Annotated in this window: 15 protein-coding genes; 8 read left to right on the top strand and 7 right to left on the bottom strand. The window is 57.4% G+C overall.

What is annotated here, in order from left to right:
- Window positions 1-41 precede the first annotated feature (41 nt).
- Genes hemC through R2A130_RS09720 form a run of 4 tightly spaced genes read left to right on the top strand, consistent with a single transcriptional unit; the run spans window position 42 to window position 6,151 of the window.
- Window positions 42-1,016: a hydroxymethylbilane synthase gene (hemC, locus tag R2A130_RS09705; protein WP_009757859.1), complete on the top strand. Its 975-nt coding sequence runs from the start codon at window positions 42-44 to the stop codon at window positions 1,014-1,016.
- Window positions 1,013-2,434, top strand: a complete 1,422-nt coding sequence (locus tag R2A130_RS09710; protein WP_009757860.1) for a YdiU family protein — start codon at window positions 1,013-1,015, stop codon at window positions 2,432-2,434. The genes hemC and R2A130_RS09710 overlap by 4 nt, the downstream gene beginning before the upstream one ends.
- 31 nt (window positions 2,435-2,465) lie before the next feature.
- Window positions 2,466-5,672: a reductive dehalogenase gene (locus tag R2A130_RS09715; RefSeq protein WP_009757861.1), complete on the top strand. Its 3,207-nt coding sequence runs from the start codon at window positions 2,466-2,468 to the stop codon at window positions 5,670-5,672.
- Window positions 5,669-6,151, top strand: coding sequence for an ureidoglycolate lyase (locus R2A130_RS09720; protein ID WP_009757862.1), 483 nt, complete (start codon window positions 5,669-5,671; stop codon window positions 6,149-6,151). Before R2A130_RS09715 ends, R2A130_RS09720 begins: the two co-directional genes overlap by 4 nt.
- Here the strand turns inward: R2A130_RS09720 and modC are convergent.
- The 4 genes from modC to iolE are packed head-to-tail and all read right to left on the bottom strand — an operon-like array spanning window position 6,148 to window position 9,614.
- The gene (modC, locus tag R2A130_RS09725) at window positions 6,148-7,236 is read right to left on the bottom strand and encodes a molybdenum ABC transporter ATP-binding protein (protein ID WP_040305598.1); all 1,089 of its coding nucleotides are present in this window, start codon (window positions 7,234-7,236) and stop codon (window positions 6,148-6,150) included. The genes R2A130_RS09720 and modC overlap by 4 nt on opposite strands.
- The gene (gene modB, locus R2A130_RS09730) at window positions 7,233-7,931 is read right to left on the bottom strand and encodes a molybdate ABC transporter permease subunit (protein WP_009757864.1); all 699 of its coding nucleotides are present in this window, start codon (window positions 7,929-7,931) and stop codon (window positions 7,233-7,235) included. Before modB ends, modC begins: the two co-directional genes overlap by 4 nt.
- Window position 7,932: 1 nt before the next feature.
- Window positions 7,933-8,700: a molybdate ABC transporter substrate-binding protein gene (gene modA / locus R2A130_RS09735; RefSeq protein ID WP_009757865.1), complete on the bottom strand. Its 768-nt coding sequence runs from the start codon at window positions 8,698-8,700 to the stop codon at window positions 7,933-7,935.
- 5 nt (window positions 8,701-8,705) lie between these two features.
- On the bottom strand, window positions 8,706-9,614 hold the full coding sequence (gene iolE, locus R2A130_RS09740) for a myo-inosose-2 dehydratase (protein ID WP_009757866.1): 909 nt from the start codon (window positions 9,612-9,614) through the stop codon (window positions 8,706-8,708).
- Between the two features lie 124 nt (window positions 9,615-9,738).
- On the opposite strand from iolE, the gene iolG reads away from it, so the two are divergent.
- The 3 genes from iolG (at window position 9,739) to R2A130_RS09755 (ending at window position 12,393) form a co-directional block, all read left to right on the top strand.
- On the top strand, window positions 9,739-10,746 hold the full coding sequence (gene iolG, locus R2A130_RS09745) for an inositol 2-dehydrogenase (RefSeq protein ID WP_009757867.1): 1,008 nt from the start codon (window positions 9,739-9,741) through the stop codon (window positions 10,744-10,746).
- Between the two features lie 441 nt (window positions 10,747-11,187).
- Window positions 11,188-11,901: an HAD family phosphatase gene (locus tag R2A130_RS09750; RefSeq protein WP_009757868.1), complete on the top strand. Its 714-nt coding sequence runs from the start codon at window positions 11,188-11,190 to the stop codon at window positions 11,899-11,901.
- Between the two features lie 192 nt (window positions 11,902-12,093).
- Complete coding sequence (locus tag R2A130_RS09755) at window positions 12,094-12,393, top strand: hypothetical protein (RefSeq protein ID WP_009757869.1); 300 nt, start codon at window positions 12,094-12,096, stop codon at window positions 12,391-12,393.
- 4 nt (window positions 12,394-12,397) lie between these two features.
- Here the strand turns inward: R2A130_RS09755 and R2A130_RS09760 are convergent, their stop codons facing one another.
- On the bottom strand, window positions 12,398-14,050 hold the full coding sequence (locus tag R2A130_RS09760) for an FAD-binding dehydrogenase (RefSeq protein WP_009757870.1): 1,653 nt from the start codon (window positions 14,048-14,050) through the stop codon (window positions 12,398-12,400).
- Window positions 14,043-14,930: a bile acid:sodium symporter family protein gene (locus R2A130_RS09765; RefSeq protein WP_009757871.1), complete on the bottom strand. Its 888-nt coding sequence runs from the start codon at window positions 14,928-14,930 to the stop codon at window positions 14,043-14,045. The genes R2A130_RS09760 and R2A130_RS09765 overlap by 8 nt, the downstream gene beginning before the upstream one ends.
- A 150-nt stretch (window positions 14,931-15,080) precedes the next feature.
- On the opposite strand from R2A130_RS09765, the gene R2A130_RS09770 reads away from it, so the two are divergent.
- Window positions 15,081-16,016 (top strand): carbohydrate kinase, encoded by a 936-nt coding sequence (locus tag R2A130_RS09770; RefSeq protein ID WP_009757872.1) that lies wholly within the window; start codon window positions 15,081-15,083, stop codon window positions 16,014-16,016.
- A gap of 21 nt (window positions 16,017-16,037) precedes the next feature.
- On the opposite strand, the gene R2A130_RS09775 is transcribed toward R2A130_RS09770, so the two are convergent.
- Window positions 16,038-18,464 carry an EAL domain-containing protein gene (locus R2A130_RS09775; protein WP_009757873.1) on the bottom strand — a complete coding sequence of 809 codons (2,427 nt, stop codon included), beginning with the start codon at window positions 18,462-18,464 and terminating at the stop codon, window positions 16,038-16,040.
- Window positions 18,465-18,509 lie beyond the last annotated feature (45 nt).

Genomic DNA, 18,509 nt, shown 5'->3' on the forward strand with positions numbered 1-18,509 from the left:
GGCCGCACACCCGCATCCGAATTCTTGAGGGGCCACGCAGAGTGACACAATTTCTTATCGCCACGCGCAAAAGTAAAATGGCGCTCGCGCAGGCCAATCATGTTGCCGATCTTCTGCGCGAAGCCGTGCCGGGCCTCGATGTCGATCTGGCGGAAAATAACCCGCGTGGTGATCGTGATCAGATTTCCAAACTCGACCGCCACGGCGGCAAGGGCGGTGCCTTCGTGGCTGAAATCCGTGCCGATATCGTCGCCGGTCGCAGCCAGGTTGCCATGCATTCGCTAAAGGATATGCCGGGCAACGAAGAGACGCCCGGTCTCGTTATCGGCGCGTATCTCACCCGCGATGACCCCACCGATAGCCTCGTGCTGCGCGATGGTATCACCATGGACCAGATGCGCGAAACGCAAGGCGATGGCTTGAAACTCGGCACCAATTCCGTGCGCCGCGCCGCCTTCCTGCGCAATCTGTTTCCCAACGCCGAGATCATCCATTTTCGCGGTGCCGCCGATAGCCGCATCGAGAAACTCGATAAGGGTCTGATGCAGCAGCTCGTCGATGGTGGCGAGGTCGGCCCTGCTGATGGCATTTTGCTGGCGACTTCCGGCATGGCCCGCGTTGGTGTGTCGGATCGCATTTCCCACACGTTCACGACGTCCGAAATGTTGCCCGCTGTCGGCCAAGGCATCGTGGCGGTGGAGTGCGGTTCAAGCGACTGGCAGACCCGCGAATGGTTGGCCCGCATCGATGATGCCAACGCCCGCGCCTGCGCCGAAGCCGAGCGCGAGGTGCTGTGGGTGCTGGACGGCCACTGCAACTCTCCCATCGCCGCGCACTCGGTGATCGAGGGTGACACGATGACGATGGAATCTGCCGTGATGGAGATCGATGGCGACAAGATCATCCGCCACACCGCATCCGGACCAGCGGAATATCCGCGCGAATTGGGCCGCACGGTTGGCCTCGCATTGGTGGCAAAAGGCGCACAGGCGATCATCGAGGCCACGCGGGTTTGAGCAACCAGAATAAAATAAGGTTCGACAATTCCTACGCGCGCCTGCCAGACGCCTTCCACGCCAAATTATCGCCTGAGCCGGTGGCAGAACCATCGTGGTTGGCCTGGAACGGCGAGCTTGCCAGAGGGCTTGGGCTGGACGGTTGGGGGCAGGATGATGCGACCCTCGCGGTTCTGTCGGGCAATGAAATTGCGGAAGGGTCCGAACCGTTGGCCGCCGCTTATGCGGGCCAGCAATTCGGAAACTGGTCGCCGCAACTTGGCGATGGTCGCGCTCATTTGCTGGGCGAAGTGATCGCAAACGATGGCCTGCGCTACGACGTTCAGTTGAAGGGCTCCGGCCCCACACCGTTCTCTCGCGGTGGCGATGGACGGGCATGGCTTGGCCCTGTGCTGCGCGAATACCTCGTATCCGAATTCATGGCGGCCTGCGGCGTACCGACCACACGGGCGCTGGCTGCCATCGCCACCGGCGAGCGCGTGTTGCGTGAAGCGGTATTTCCCGGAGCGGTGTTGACGCGAATTGCCCGCAGCCATTTGCGCGTGGGTACGGCGCAGTTTTTCTCCATCCGCAAAGATACGGACAATCTGCGGTTGCTCGTAGATTATACCATCGGCCGACTGTATCCCGACCTTGCCGAACACGCCAACAAACCGCTGGCGCTGCTGGAACGTGTGGTCGACCGGCAAGCTGGCCTGATCGCAAAATGGATGGGCCTCGGTTTCATCCACGGTGTGATGAACACCGACAATGTCGCGCTGTCCGGCGAAACAATCGACTACGGCCCATGCGCTTTCATGGACGAGTTCAAGAACGACAAAGTGTTCTCATCCATCGACCATGGCGGGCGTTACGCCTACGGCGGCCAACCCCATGTCGGCCACTGGAACATGGTGCAATTCGCGCAATCCCTGCTGCCGTTGATCGATGATGACGAGGACCGCGCCGTGGAACTGGCGCAAGGCGTGGTGAACGATTTCCCGAAGATCTATGCGCGCCATCACAAGACGATTGCGAACGCAAAGCTGGGACTTGTGGTGGACCGCGAAGAAGGGCCGCAACTGCCGGCCGATATGTTGACCGCGATGCAGACGGCAGGATCGGATTTCACGAACAGCTTCGTAGCGCTGGAAGAACAGCGTTTCGACCAGCTGCCTGCTGGCGACTGGCAGGCGGATTTGCGAGATGTTTGGGAGCGGCAAGGTGGCCCGGAATTCACGCGCTCCAACCCGCAGATCATCCCTCGCAATCACCGCATTGAAGAAGCAATCGCTGCAGCACTCGAAGGTGATATGGCACCGTTCGAAACGCTGCGGCTTGCTCTTGCCGACCCTTTTGAAGTTGCGCCTGACCATCAGCATCTCACGGCACCACCGGCTGAAAACGAAGCCGTGCTTCAAACGTTCTGCGGCACCTGACCGGAAGGCTTTCGCCTGCTAGGCTTCGACCATGCGTTTCTTTTCTGACAAAGACCGACCGGTTCATCTTGGCCCATATCCGCTGGAGCGGCTGGAACGGCGTGATGATCTCGACCTGAGCAATGTGCCGGAGTTCGACCCCGTTTCGTTCTCCCGCCCCGAGCATCCGCTGTCCATCATCAACGCCATGGCCCCGCATCAGGCTATGCTGGACGCCATCCGCGATGGGTTGGTGAACAAAGCTGTTGCTGAATGTCCCACCGATCCGGTCGCCCGGGCGAACCATCTCAAGGGTTTCGGCTATTTTAGCGACGCCTCCATGGTCGGCATCTGCAAAATTCCCGCAGAAGCGCATCTGCGTGAGGCTGTTCGCAACCCTGACATTGACGCGCTGGCGGAAGACCTTCGCACCCGTCAGACCACGACGTTGGCGGCCGGTATCGATCTTATCATGGCCGATCTGCGCGAAAGCATGGACACGCCGCCCGCCACAATCGACGGCCACACCCATGCACTGGTGTTTCTCGTGGAATATCCACGCGATCCAAAGGCGGACGAGCCCGGTGGCGAGTGGCTGCAAGATGCACAAGCGCAGCGGGCCTGTTTGCGGGCCAGCGAAACGGCGGTGGTGATCGCCAATTACATCCGCATTCTGGGCCACGACGCCCGCGCCCATACCGGCACCACCAGCGAGGTAAATCTGCACACTCTCACGGTCGCCGCTGGGTTGGCTACGGTGGAAGACGGCGTGCTGGTGAACCCATATCTAGGCACCCGTTTTGGCGTAGCGGTGGTGACTACGGCGTTCGAAATCGCGCCTGACCGCCCGCTTGTGCCGCTGGCCGAACAGCCGCGAACCCGCACCCATGGCGTCGCGTGGCAGGTGGGCAAGGGATTTGCGAAAAACGCCTTCAACCGTGAGCCGTTTGCCAAGCGCCGCTACGTCGACGGCGCTCACCCGTTCGAAACATTGAAGCGCGTGGATGAACCCACAACCTATATCGACGAGGAGCGCGTGGCCCGCGTGCCGAAGCGCGCCGATATGTTCGCCCGCGCGCAGTTCGGCGACATGGGCAAGACAAATCAGGCGGCGGCAACCGCTGGCAAATATGTTCGCAAGGCCGCGCCATCTTCCGCCCAGCGCCGCGCATTGGGTGCCTTTGTTCTGCTCCAGGGTGGGGAAGGTGAAGGCGCGAAAGCAACACCGGAGCCGCAGAACCACGCTGACGCTATCAAGGCGGCCAGCTACTTTCTTGGCGCCGATGCTGTGGCCATGTCGCGTTGTCCGGATTGGACCTGGTACAGTCACAACGCGCTGGGTGAAGAGATCAATCCGCCCCACGATCAAGCCATTTCCATGATTATCGACCAGGGTTACGAGACCATGGAAGGCGCATCTGGCGACGATTGGATTTCGGTTGCCCAGTCCATGCGCGCCTATCTGCGCTTCTCGATGCTGGGCGGTATCATCGCCCGCCAGATCCGCAACCTGGGTTATCCGGCCAAGGCCCATAGCGTGATGGATGGTGAGGTTTTGCAGCCACCGCTTCTGCTGTTGTCCGGTCTTGGCGAAGTGTCGCGTATCGGTGAGGTCATTCTCAATCCGTTTCTCGGGCCACGCCTGAAGTCCGGCGCGGTCACCACCACGCTGCCGTTGGCGCACGACAAGCCAATCGATTTTGGCATGCAGAAATTCTGCAACTCTTGCCTCAAATGCGCCCGCGAATGTCCGTCCGGTGCGATCACCGCCGGGCCGAAGCTGATGTTCAACGGCTACGAAATCTGGAAGTCCGACAGCCAAAAATGCGCTACCTATCGCATCACCACCAAGGGCGGCTCCATGTGCGGGCGTTGCATGAAAACCTGCCCGTGGAACCTGGAAGGCCTGTTTGCCGAAAAACCGTTTCGTTGGGCAGCCATGAACGTGCCAGCTGCCGCACCCTATCTAGCGAAACTGGACGACATGGTGGGCAATGGTAGGCTGAACCTCACCAAAAAGTGGTGGTGGGATTTGGAGTTGGAAGACGATGGCGGCTACCGTCCGACCAAACACCCGCTCAACGAGCGCGATCTGCAACGCGACCTAGACCTGAAATATGAAGATCAAACACTCGCCGTATATCCCGCACCGCTGGCCCCGCACCCGTGGCCGTTCCCGTTTCCAATGGATCGCGAGAAGGGCATCGAAGCCTATCAGGCGATGGTCACTGCACAGGAATACAAGGCTGCAATCGCGCGGGGCGATGAGGCAGATGTCGTCCACGAATATCGTATAGATGGCGACGCGCCCGTCATCCGTGTCGAGGTGGTGAAAGCCGAACCCATGGCTGATGGTGTGACGAAATATGAGTTCGCTTCGCTGGACGGTTCACCGCTGCCAGCATGGCAGGCGGGCGCGCATCTCGATATCGTTGTCGCGCCGGAATTCTTGCGGCAATACTCCATGAGTGGTGATCCGGCAGACCGTAGCCGCTATCAGATCGGGGTGTTGCGCGAGGACGAGGGGCGGGGCGGGTCTGCGCTGCTGCACCGGATTTTTACCAAGGGCCGCAAGGTTTTCATCTCACGCCCGATCAATCATTTTCCGCTGCATGGTGAAGCCACGAAGACGTTTCTCATGGGTGGCGGTATCGGCATCACGCCGATGATCGCAATGGCCCATGAGGCCCACGCTAAGGGCATGAATTTCGAGGTTCACTACTCCATGCGGTCGCGCCGTTCGGCGGGTTATCTCGATGATCTCGCGAGCATGCCATGGGCTGACCGCATTCATCTGCATGTCTCCGACGAAGGCAGCCGCGCCGATTTCAACGCGCTGTTTACGGGCGCGGAGGAGGGCGCTCACGTCTATACCTGCGGTCCTGATATCTACATGGGCGCGGTGATGGATGCAGCCGAACGGGCGGGCGTGTCAGAAGATAATCGACATCTCGAATATTTCTCCGTGCCAGAACAGCCGGACTACGAGAACAATGATTTCGAGCTGAAGCTCGCCCGCAGCGGCAAGACGCTTACGGTGCCAGCTGATCGTGTGGCGACCGATGTTTTGGCCGAGGCAGGCATTCATCTGGACGTGAAATGTGCCGATGGCATTTGCGGTGTCTGCCGCTGCGGTCTTGTGTCGGGCGAGGTCGAGCATCGCGATTTCGTGCTGTCGAAAAAGCAGCGGGAAACCTCCGTCATCCTGTGCCAATCCCGCGCTGCGAAAGCGGGCGGAACCATCGAGGTGGACCTATGAAGACGATCATCGCGCAGCCGCTAACCGCAGAGGCTTTCCAGCCGTTCGGCGAAGTTATCGAATTGGATGCCAGCGAGCAGATCGCAATCAATCGCGGCAAATGCATCCGTCACCACAGGCTTGCGACAGCGGATGTGGAAGGCGATGTAGGCCTGTCGATCTTCGCAGGCCAACCCTACGCGCTGCCCCATACGGTCGATCTGGTAGAGCGTCATCCATTGGGTTCGCAGGCATTCTATCCGCTAGGCCAACACGATTGGCTGGTGGTTGTGTGTGAAGATGACGTCGGGCAGCCCACGCGTCCGCAGGCTTTTTTGGCGACAACTGGGCAGGGCGTGAACATCGCCCGTAACGTCTGGCACGGTGTGCTGACACCGCTTTATGAACCGTCGAATTTTATCGTGATGGATCGGGTCAGCGATGGACGCAATCTTGAAGAGTTCGACCTGCCGGAACCGTTCGCGGTGGCGTTACCCTAGTCGCGTTCAACCACATATGCGCGGGGCAGGCTGGTGAATTTGATGATGGCGTAAGCAACCGTGTCCGGCTTCAATTCCAACGCTACCGCCGCGCGCTTTGTGACGCGTGCCAACAGGCGTTCATCGCCAAGCCGAAGCGAAACCATCACTTCACCATCGGGTCGTTCGATCACCTGGTCCACGACAGTCGACAGAATGTTCTGCGCTGAAAGGCCTGTTGGTTTAGCAGTCGCCAAAATAACGTCGCTGGCCTTGATCCGCAGTCGCACCTTGGTTCCATGCGGTGCATCCATCTTGCCAAGTTGCAACTCGTGCCCACCAACATCGATTGCGGTCACGGCGTTGTCGTTTCGGGAGACCGTACCGTTCAGAACCGCACCTGCTTCTTCCGCACCCAACATTCCAGCAAGGTCTGGATTGGCGAAAATGTCTCTCGCTGCGCCGCTATGCTCGACGCTGCCATTGGCCAACAACACCAGCGTATCGGCAAGCAGCGCTACCTCGCTGACGGAATGGCTAATGTGGATCATGGGCAGTGCGGCACGGTCACGAAGTCTTTCTAGTGCCTGCAATATTTGCTCTCGCCGTGCGCCGTCGAGACCGGTGAGCGGTTCGTCTAGAACCAACAGGCGAGGAGCTGACAAAAGTGCGCGACCGATAGCAACGCGCTGTTTCTCACCGCCCGAAAGATCACGTGGGCGACGTTTCAATAGCGGTTGAAGATCGAGAAGATCGACGGTTTCGTCGAAGCTCAATTGCGGTGTGCGACCGCCTAAAAAGCGGCTTGCAAAATTGAGATTGGCGGTCACATCATAATGGGGGAACAGCCGTGCTTCCTGAAAAACCACGCCGATATTGCGCTGGTGCGGCGCGGTGTTCGCTCCGCCTGTAGTGTCTAGGAGAACGTCGCCATCAACCACGATACGCCCTTGCTTCACTTTGCGAAGACCCGCGATGCTTTGCGCTATCGTTGTCTTGCCGGCACCCGAACGTCCGAACAACGAGATGCAGCCCGATGGCGCGTCGAAGGAAACGTCTAGCGTAAAGTCGCCAAAGGAACCTTTGAGATCGACCTCGACACTCATCGGCCTGATACCCGTCGCGCGGCCCATTGCGACACCCATTCGGAGATGGCGAGCGCCACAACGGCGATGACCACAGAGATGATGACGAGCCGCATGGCTGCTTCATCGCCGCCGGGCACCTGCAGGAAAGCGTAAATGGCAGACGGTAGCGTTTGCGTTTCGCCGGGAATGTTGGACACGAACGTGATGGTCGCGCCAAATTCCGCCATGGCTTTGGCGAAGCCGAGAATAGCGCCGACGATGACGCCCGGCGCGATGAGCGGGCCGGTGACGAGGATGAACCGCCACGGGCCATTCGCGCCAAGCGTGGCGGCGGCGTCTTCCAGATCGCGATCCACCGCTTCCACCGCCAGCCGGATAGCGCGCACCATGAGCGGGAAACCCATGATGGCCCCGGCGATGGCAGCGCCCGTCCATCGGAACGCTATGGTAATGCCGAACCAGTCGTAGAGAAATTCACCAACGACGCCCTTGCGCCCGAAGACCATCAGGAGCGCAAAGCCCGTCACCACAGGCGGCAAAATCAACGGCATATGCACGACCCAGTCGAGCAGTTGGCGACCGTAAAATTTTCCACGCGCCAGTGCAAAAGCTACCGCCACTGCCACCGGTAGGCTGAAGATCGTGGCGACGCTGGCGACCTTGAGCGACAGCCATACCGCTTGCCATTCGGCGGGGGACAGCCAGTCGGTCATGCTAGTTGGCAGGCGGGATTGGGGTGAAGCCGTAGGCGGCGAAGATGGCGGACGATGCTGCAAGATAAGCCACAAATGCGTGTGCCGTTTGTTGCTTGCTGCTCTCCTTCACAGGGGCTGCGAGATAAAGAATGGGCTTGTGCAGGGCAGGGTCGATACGCCCGCGAACCGTTACGCGCGGTTCTGCGGCGGCGTCCGAATTATAGACGATGCCCCACTCGGCTTCGCCGCGAGCCACCAAAACGAGTGCGGCGCGAACATTGTCGGCCTGCGCCAATCGCGGGCGCAGCGCCTCCAGCGCACCGAGCGTTTTCAGCGCGTCGGCGGCGTAGAGGCCTGCAGGCACGGAATCGATCAGCCCAACTGCAATGCGTCCGTCGCCGATGAGATTCAGCATGTCTGTGCCGTCGGCAATGGCAACATCTTCGCCTTTATCAGCGCTGACGAGAACCAAAGTGTTGCTGGCAATGTCCATCACATCAGCGCGCGCCACCGCACCGTCGTCTACAATCCAGTCCATCCAATCAGTATTAGCGGACAGGAACACATCTGCGGGTGCGCCTTGCGAAATTTGTCTTGCCAAAGTTCCGCTGGAGGCTGGCGTGAAGACGACTTCATGCCCGGTTTTTTCCGTAAAACCCTTGGCCACCTCTTCCAGCAAATTACGCAGGCTGGCTGCTGCAAACACATTGATGCGTTCAGCCTGCGCTGGCCCGGTAAAAGGGCTTGCGATGAGGCTTGCAAGAAGGACAAGGGCGAAGCGTAGCATATCGGTTATGCCGCTTTGCCAGCGTAGGTGTAGCCCGCTTTATCGAGCGCATCGGTGAGCGCGGCATAGCCGATCTTGGCGTATTCTAATGGGTTTGCCTTGGCCGGGTCCTGCTCGGCTTCCACGACGAACCAGCCTTCATAGGATTGGTCGGCCAATGCTTGCACGATGGCTACGAAGTCCAGTGACCCATCACCGGGTACGGTGAATGCGCCCTTGAGGACAGCGTCGAGAAAGCTCTCCGATGATCTGTCGAGATCGTTGATGATGTCCATCCGCACATCTTTCGTGTGAACGTGGCGGATACGTTTACCATGGTCGGCTACCATACGTAGCGGGTCGCCGCTGGCGAAGGCGAGGTGGCCGGGGTCGAACAACAGGCCGACAGCTTCGCCAGTCGCATTCATCAGCGCATCGACTTCGTGGTGGGTTTCGATGGCCGTGCCCATGTGGTGGTGGTGGGCGATCGGCATGCCTTCTTCAGCGCAAAATTCTGCGAACGCCGTCAGTTTGCGGCCATACTCGCGGATTTGCTCGTCATCCAAAACGCGGCGTGTGGAGAGCGGGCGAGACTGGATGTTTTGAATGGTGCCTGCCGTTTCGCCATAAACGAGGCAGGGGCTGTTCACGCCGATGAACAGGTCGAGCTGCGCCCGCACCTGATCCTTCTCAGCTTCCAGATCATTGTCGAGCAACGTGCCGGAATACCAGCCGGAACACAGCGTCAGGTCATGGGCGGAGAGAACCGCGTTCAACGCATCAGCTTCGCGCGGAAATTTACCGCCCAATTCCACGCCTGCAAATCCTGCTTCGCGCGATTCGGACAGACAGGTTTCCAGCGGTGTTTCGCCACCGAGCTGTGGAAGGTCGTCATTCGACCAGGCGATGGGGGCGATGCCGAGTTTTGCGTGCATGACGAGGTCCGTTGGCTGGAATACGGTAAGTGTTGATGAGCCTTTATTGACAGTGACGGCATGACGCAATCAAGTCCGCTCAACGGCGCGCGATGGCGCATTTTGAATTTCGAAGGCAATCACCATGATCACAATCTCCGTCCTTGGCACAGGCCGTATCGGCACCATGCATGCTGATGCCATTGCAGCCCATCCGCGAGCACAGCTTGGTCCGGTCTTCGACACGCACCAACCGTCTGCACAGACCGTGGCCGACCGTCTCGGCGTGGCGGTTTCGACACCGGAAGCGATTTTTGCCAATAGCGATGTCGATGCCGTTTTGGTGGCCAGCGCCACGCCGACCCATGCCGATTTCATCGAACAGGCCGTGGCTGCAGGAAAACCTATCCTGTGCGAAAAACCCATAGATTTGTCGCTGGAACGGGTGAACGCCTGCGCCAAGGCAATCGCGGGCAGCGATGTGCCGGTGCAGATCGGCTTCAACCGTCGTTTCGACCCCGGTCATCGCGCGGCGTACAACGCTGTGCGCGAAGGCCGCGTGGGCGATGTGCATCAGGTCATCATCACATCGCGTGATCCTGAGTTGCCGCCACGCTCTTACATGGAAGCGGCGGGCGGTTTTTTGCGCGACATGACCATCCACGATTTCGACGTTGCCCGGTGGATTTTGAGTGAGGAGCCGGTGGAGGTTTTCGCCTCCGTCAACGCCAAAGGCGACCCAGCTCTGCTGGCAGAGTTGAACGAAGTCGACACCGCGATGATCATCATGCGCACGGCGTCCGGCAAGCAGTGCCACATCAACAATTCCCGCTCCGCTACCTACGGCTACGACCAGCGCATCGAAGTGTTGGGCGATAAGGGCATGGTGACATCCGGCAATCGCAAGCCGCACGAAATGCAGTTTCACGATGGCAACGCGGTCGAGGTAAGCGCGCCCTATCTCGATTTCTTCATCGAGCGATACCGGGAAGCCTTCATCAACGAAATCCATGCCTTTGTGGACACCGTGGAAAACGGTGTGCCGGTGAAAGCCAGTTTCGAAGACGGGCATCGCGCACTTATTTTGGCAGAGGCTGCCTACCGCTCCATCGCTGAAAAGCGTTTGGTGCAGGTGTCTGAAATCACTGGATAAGAGCCGCGCGGATCGGTTTTCGACCACGCCGATAGCATTCCATTATCGACTGTTGGCGACCGGATGTCGCGCTACCACACGTTCCTTTTCGGGAACCGGAGCGGGGCCGTGCCGTTATTCCAGCTGAAATGCGCTGTTGCAGACACACCGCTCCAGCGACCGGCTTTCACTTCATGTGAAATAGGTTCCACACACTGAAATCGTGGGCATAACAGCAGAAGGAATACCTCTATGGATAGCTCTTCCCTCATCCCAATGCTCGCAGTTGGAACTTTTGCCGTGGCCATTGCTTTTGCAGGCTTCACATTCTTCCGAAACCGTTCGAAGCGTCAGGATTAAGCGCCAAATTACGATGATACAGTGCGCTGACATTCGGTCGGCCCACAAACGATCTCAAGCGCTGACAGCTAAATATCAGCCGATAGCCAAGGACACTTCGTCATGACACTTTCAGCAATCCTCTTTGGTTCTATCGGCACGCTTGTCGAAACGTCCGAACACCAGCGGGCGGCATTCAACCGTGCCTTCCGCGATAGCGGCTTGGACTGGAACTGGGATCAAAATACTTACCGTGAATTGCTCTCTTCATCGGGCGGAGCGCAGCGCATTACATCTTACGCAAAGACGCGCGGTGAAGAAGTTGATGCAAATGAGGTCCATCGCCTGAAAACCCAGCACTTTAATTCCGGTATGGAAATTGGTGGGCTGAAACCGCGACCAGGCGTTTTGGAAATCATGCGGTGGGCTGCAAAAGAAGGCGTAAAAACAGCTTTTGTGACATCCACATCGCGTGACAATATCGAGATCACCTTCAAGGCGCTTGGCAATACATTGACCGAAAGCGACTTCAATCTCGTCACTAACGCTGCGATGACCGCAGCGCCCAAGCCAGCTCCGGATATCTATAATCTTGCGCTTGAGAAACTCGGCATTAGCGCTTCGGAAGCTGTGGCCGTCGAAGACACTGCAACTTCGCTTCAGTCGCCGCTTGCTGCCCAAATCGCCACTGTTGCCTTTCCCGGCGCAAACAGTCTTGGCCAGAATTACGGACATGCAGCCGCAGTCGTAGATCGGTTATCCGTGGAGGTGATCACATCTATTTTGCTCTCAGGCGACGCTGCTGGCGCAGATGATCGGCGTGTGGCAGCTGGATAAGGCTGCTGAGTGTAAATGTGCGAAGCGATTTTTTATTGCTCTGAATTAGCGCAGAATGTCGCAGGCGAAATTCATTGGAACGACGAGTTGCCACATGTCGTTATCCCATCACTGAGGCTATCTTAGCTGACCGAAAAGCAGTGATGCAATTTTGAAGCATGCACCGCGCATATGACTTGGATGGGAACTCAAATGGCCCACACGAAGGCACTGCTTCTTCGCAATCGCGAATGTATCGATGAATCATCAGGCCAGATCAGTGGCATTGACCGCGTTGCCCGTGCATTTCTCTCCTTAAAATCGTCGGAGAGATTGGCGGTTACTATCTTGGCGGTATTGGGTCTGTTTGCTCTTTGCGGGCTTGCCGCTTCTGTCGCTCATGGATTTTCCATGCCGGTAGCCACCGGTGCACTTGGGGTGTTGCTGGGTGCCCCGGGTATCGCTTTGTCGTTCTTTGATCGCAATGCCACTTCGGATTGCGACGAAAGCTAACTGTTTAAGCTATATTCTTTGACCGGCCAGCGTTGCGGCCGGAAAAAATACAGCCTCCCAAAAACGTGCCTTCCAGCGAATTGTATCCGTGGTATCCGCCGCCGCCGAAGCCTGCCGCTTCGCCTGCTGCAAACAGGCCTTTTATGACATTGCCCGATGCGTCGAGCGCACGGCTTTCAAGGTCGGTCTGAAGCCCGCCAAGCGTTTTGCGCGTTATGACATGCAATTTCACAGCGATGAGTGGACCATTATTCGGGTCAAGAAATTTGTGCGGCTTTGCTGTGCGAATAAGCTTGTCACCGCGATAGTTTCGCGCTGCATGGATCGCCATGATTTGTGCATCTTTGGAAAACGGATTGTCCACCTGCATGTCGCGGGCAGCGATCTGCCCATGAAGCCTGTCGTGATCGATCAAGCCACCACCGGCAACTTGGTTCATGCCTGCCACAAGTTGTTGAAGATCGTTGGCGACGATGAAGTCTTCGCCTTTTTGTTTGAAGGCTTCCACCGCATCGGTCGCACCTTTGCCAAGGCGGCTGCGAATCACTTCGAGCCACTTCTTCGACGTAAGGTCAGGGTTCTGTTCGGAGCCGGATAGCGCGAACTCCTTTTCGATCACCTTCTGCGTCAGCACGAACCAGCTGTAATCGTAGCCGGTGGCAAGGATCTGCTTCAGCGAACCTATCGTGTCGAAACCGGGGAGGGCAGGCGGGTTGAGACGATCTCCGGTCGCGGAAAACCACATAGAGGACGGGCCTGGCAGAATGCGGATGCCGTGATTGGGCCAGATAGGGTCCCAGTTTTTCACACCTTCCGTGTAGTGCCACATGCGGTCTTTGTTGATGAGGTTGGCACCAGCTGCGCGCGCAATGTCGATACCTCGCCCATCCACATGGGCCGGTACACCGCAGACTATATCGTTGGGTGCAGGTCCAAGCCGTTCGACCGGCCACAGTTCACGCACCTTATCGATATTACCACCGACGCCGCCGGTGGTGACGAAGACGCTTGGGGCGGAAAGATCGAAATCAGCCACGACGTCGCGGCTGCTCGCCTGTCCGCGTTCTTTCACGTCATCGGCCAGAACTTCGCCGGTTACGCCTGTGACTGCTCCGTTGGAGATGGTGATGTCGTTCATCCGGTGGCGAAACCGCAGATCGACCAAGCCGTTGGCCACATGCTCTTTCACGCGCCTTACAAACGGCTCGATGGAGCCGGGACCGGTTCCCCATGTGATATGAAAACGCGGTACGGAATTGCCGTGGCCGTTGGCAAAAGACCCACCGCGTTCTGCCCATCCGACAACGGGGAACCAGCGCATGCCTTGTTCGTAGAGCCAGCTGCGCATCTCGCCAGCGGCAAAATCGACATAGGCCTCAGCCCATTTGCGGGGCCATGCGTCTTCCGGGCGATCAAATTGTGCTGATCCCATCCAGTCATTCAGGGCCAGTTCGCGGCTATCGCGTATGCCCATACGGCGCTGTTCCGGCGTATCCACAAGGCATAGGCCGCCGAGAGACCAGAAAGCTTGTCCGCCAAGATAATTTTCAGGTTCCTGATCGAGAAGTATGACCTTCTTGCCACGGTCTCCCAACTCAGCGGCTGCCGCTAATCCAGCAAGCCCGCCACCCACGATAATGACATCTGCATCAGCCATCGTTCAGCGCCTCCCCGCGTGAAGCGTGTCGGAACCATGCCACAACCGGCAGTGTCACCACATACATGGTCAGCCCATAGGCGGCTGCGGGAAGCGCGAACGCGGAAAATCCAGCAGCGCCCGATCCGGCAAGGATAGCACCTAAAGTGATGCCGACTGTTGAATTCTGAACGCCAGCTTCGATAGCAATTGTTCGACGCTCCTGCGGCGACAGGCCCAAAACCAACGCCAGAACAAAACCTGTGATGATCAGAACGATGTTGAGCGAAATGACTGCGGGACCGAGCTTTGGAAGTTGGGAGATAAACAGAGTCCAGTTCGTCGCCAGCGCTGCAACAACGATGACGACGAACAGAATGAAAGAAAAACGAGTTGCAACGGTCTCGACATTTGCAACAAAGCCAGGCGCAAAATGGCGGACGGCTACGCCAATCAAAACCGGTACGGCGGTAATGAGAAACATCGAAATTGCTATGCTGGTCACGTCTACTGGTGGCGCGCTTGATCCCATGAAGTGATCAACCGAAAAGGCAATTGCAAAAGGTACTGTGAAGATAGTGATGAGGCTGACGACGGCTGTAAGCGAAACGGACAGGGCCACATCACCACGGGCGATCTTTGACATCATGTTGCTGGTAACGCCGCCGGGGCAGAGCGACAAAATCATCAGGCCAACCGAGAGTTCCGGCGACAATCCGGCAAGCTGCGCTATCCCAAATGCTGCAATTGGCACAACGATAACCTGCGCTATGAACCCAACCCCAAATGCTTTGGGGCGTATCGCGACGCGCTTGAAATCAGCCAGAGTGAGCCCCAAGCCCAACGTCAGCATTATGATGGCAAGTGCGAGCGGTAATCCGACCGAAATCAGCAGGCCCATTTTTCGATTCCTCTTGTGAAGACTGCGACAGGTTAGGCCATGCTGCGGTTCGGCGATAGGGAAGGGTCTACATGTTATTTAGGAGTTGGATCATACCCTTAGGTCGCGCTAAACGTCAGAAAGTGCGAATTCTCAAATACAGGTCTGACCGTGATTATCAGCTGCGGTGAAGCGCTTATCGATATGTTGCCACGCCAATCGGCCAGCGGCGAAGACGTGTTCCTTCCTGTTGCCGGTGGGGCCTTGTTCAACACGGCCATTGCCTTGGGGCGCTTGGGCGAAGATGCGGGTTTCGTGTCGGGCATTTCTACCGACATGTTTGGCCGACAGCTCATTGATGCGCTTGCTGCCTCGAAGGTGGACACAAGCCACTGCATTCGCAGCGCACGCCCAACAACACTGGCCTTCGTGCAGTTGACAGACGGGCAAGCGAAATATGCTTTTTTCGATGAAAATACGGCAGGCTCTGGCCTTCAGCCCGATGACTTGCCGACATTGCCATCGGATGTGGACGCCTTGCACTTCGGTGGCATCAGTCTGATCCCTGAGCCGGGCGCAAAGGCATATGAGAGCTTGCTGGCTCAAATGAGCGACAAAACCGTCATCAGTATTGATCCCAATATCCGGCCCGGCTTCATCAGCGATGAGGCGGGTTACCGCGCTCGTATTGGTCGCATGATCGGGCAGTCCGACATCGTCAAAGTGTCTGATGATGATCTCGATTGGTTGGCGCAAAGTGATAGTGCAGGCGCTGACCCGGAAGGTATGGCGAGGCAATGGTTACAGTCCGGCGTTGCGCTGGTCATCATCACGCGTGGTTCAGACGGCGCACAATTGCTGCGCAACAGTGGGGAGCTCACGGCTCCTGTAAAGCCGGCTCAGGTCGTGGACACCATTGGCGCGGGTGACACCTTTAACGCGGGGTTTCTTGCCGGTCTGCGTCGGGTTGGGTGCCTGAACAAAACAGCTATCAGGCAAGCGAGCGATGAAAATCTGCTTGAAGCCCTCGACCTCGCCAATCGCGTAGCCGCAGTCACTGTCTCACGCGCCGGTGCTAATCCGCCGTGGCAGAACGAGCTTTCGTAGGCCCCATTGTTGGAGGTTGAGTTACGCTGCCAACAACGCCTTACGAACGGTTTCGAGTTGTCTGTGCTGCGGGGTGCAGGATTGCTCCCTCAGCCACGCCTTCAGATTTTCGAGCGGGAGTGGGCGTGAGAAGTGGTATCCCTGCAATCCGTCGGCACCGGCTGCGGTCGCCATGGCAACTTCGGCTTGGGTTTCGACCCCTTCAACAATGACGGCTGATCCCAGCGAGTGCGACATTGAAATAACGGATGCCATGATGGTGTGCAGACGTGGGCTGCCCACGGCTTCGCTAACCAATGAGCGGTCAATTTTGATGACATCAACCGGAATGCTGGCCAGACGAGAAAGGTTCGAGAAGCCTTTGCCGAAATCGTCGATAGCAACAGTAAAGCCTTGCTCCTGAACGGCTTGAACCGTTCTGGAAAATGCCTCTCGTGAAGCGCCCATCACATCTTCTGTAACCTCGACCTGCAAACGGGAAGGCGCAAAACCTGCATCGGCACACTGCTTCTTTAGCTGCTTGCTGAAGCTGGGAGCAGAGAAGTGCTCCGCACCGATATTCACCGCAACGTTGAGGTGAAAACCTGAGGCATCCATGGCCTGCATGTCTCGGATTGCTCTGCGAACAACCCAGTCTCCCAGGTTTTCCATAGCGTGTGTCTGTTGTATGGCGGGCAGAAACATGTTCGGTGGAATCTGGCCCAATGTCGGGTGTTTCCAGCGAACCAAAGCTTCAACGGAAGTGACGCGATTTTTGGTAAGGCAATATTTCGGCTGGTACTCAAGAACCAACTGATCGTCTTCGATCGCCGTTTTTACAGCAGCCAGAATTTCGCTTTTACCGCCTAAAGCATGTTTGGGATTGTAGATTTCAAACCGCCCCTTGCCGTTGGCTTTTGCCAGATAGAGCGCCACATCGGCCCTGCGCAACAAGTCCTCAATCGCGGTTCCGTGCTCTGGATATGTCGCGCCACCTGAAGAGCTTCCGCAGGGTATGGAGATGCCATTCACGCTAACACTGTTTGGGAGTTCGAGGCGCAAACGTTCGCACAATACACGCACATCATCGATTGCGTCCGGTATCGGAAGTAGAATTGCGAACTCGTCACCGCCAATACGGCCTATAATTGGGTGAGCACCAACCACGCCCCGAAATTCACGGTCCATGAAGCGTTTGGTTGCAGGATAAAGTCCCTTTGCGAATGCCTGTAGGTAAGCATCGCCGACTGCATGGCCTTGCGTGTCGTTGATTTCCTTGAACCCATCAAGATCGACGAAGATCAACACACCCCGTTTGCTTAGCGCCATACGCTGCCCGATCTGCGTGGTTCCAGCCTGCTGAAAGTAATTTCGGTTACCGATGCCGGTAACGCTGTCTTGCACCGACAGCTCTTCCAGCTTTCGGGCGTCGTCCTGCACTGTCATTGCCAACTCGTTGTAGGCCTGAACGATGTTCTGCAGCTCGTAGAAACTTGTATTGGTTGTAGCCGGTGGAACGGCCGCCGGCATGCCTGCTTTGGATTGCGCTTGCAGATGGCGGGTCATGTTTTCTAACGGCTTTGCCAGCCAAGTGATGAACCCTTTGATAAGTGCCAGCGCAACAAGCGCTGCAACCAGCAGCCCTAGAATGATTGGTTTCAGGTTCTCGAAAGCCTTGGCGTGAAGCTCTTTAACAGGCTGTGGGATCATAACGCCCCAGCCGGGGCCGCGTACGGATGTCAGTCCTGCGATCATGTCGCCTTTAAGCGCTGGCGAATAGAATTGTTCGATGCCGGTTTCACCGTTCATCATTCTTTTTACGGCTGAGATTTTTGAGATGTTCTTGCGAGCGGCAACCCATGATGGAAGCGGGTGGGCGAGTACGTTACCGGCTTGATCAACGATTGCGGCGTGGCCTTGATCACCAAAGGCAATTTGCTTGCCCAGTTCCTGAAAGTAGCCTGTGCCCATACGAGCAATCACCAAGTATCCGTTGATACGGCCAACGATAGGCATGAAGTTGCCGGTCTTGCTTTGGATTGCAGGCAAAAACCGCAGGCCTTTGCGAGACCCTTGAATTTTTGCCGCTTTCAATAGCTCCGGATTAGCTATTTCCGGCGCGAGCTCTGTTTTGCCCGTCACAAATGCAATGATCCGCCCAGTCGTTGGATCGACGATGCTAACGCATTCGATCCTCATGGCTTCCAGCATAGGGCTTGTACCGGAATTGTTGCGGGAATCTGCCAGCATGGTTGCAACTGAAGCAATGGTTGCACGAACATCTTTTTCATAGCGCGACAGAGCGGCGGAAAGGTTCTGCGCCAAAAGCAAATGGCGGTCTTGCACCTCATCGAATTCCCGCTCCAAAGTGCGCTGGTAGGAGAACCAGGTAAAGCCGGCCAGTGGTAACAAACCGATCACCAGCAGCGCGGTAATGAATGCGGTTCTGATACGGATTTTAAAATCCATGGTTTTGCGCGCCTCTCGCAAACAGCCATCAATTGGTTTTGGTGG

It is taken from the genome of Ahrensia sp. R2A130, from assembly GCF_000179775.1.
Lineage (GTDB): Bacteria > Pseudomonadota > Alphaproteobacteria > Rhizobiales > Rhizobiaceae > Pseudahrensia.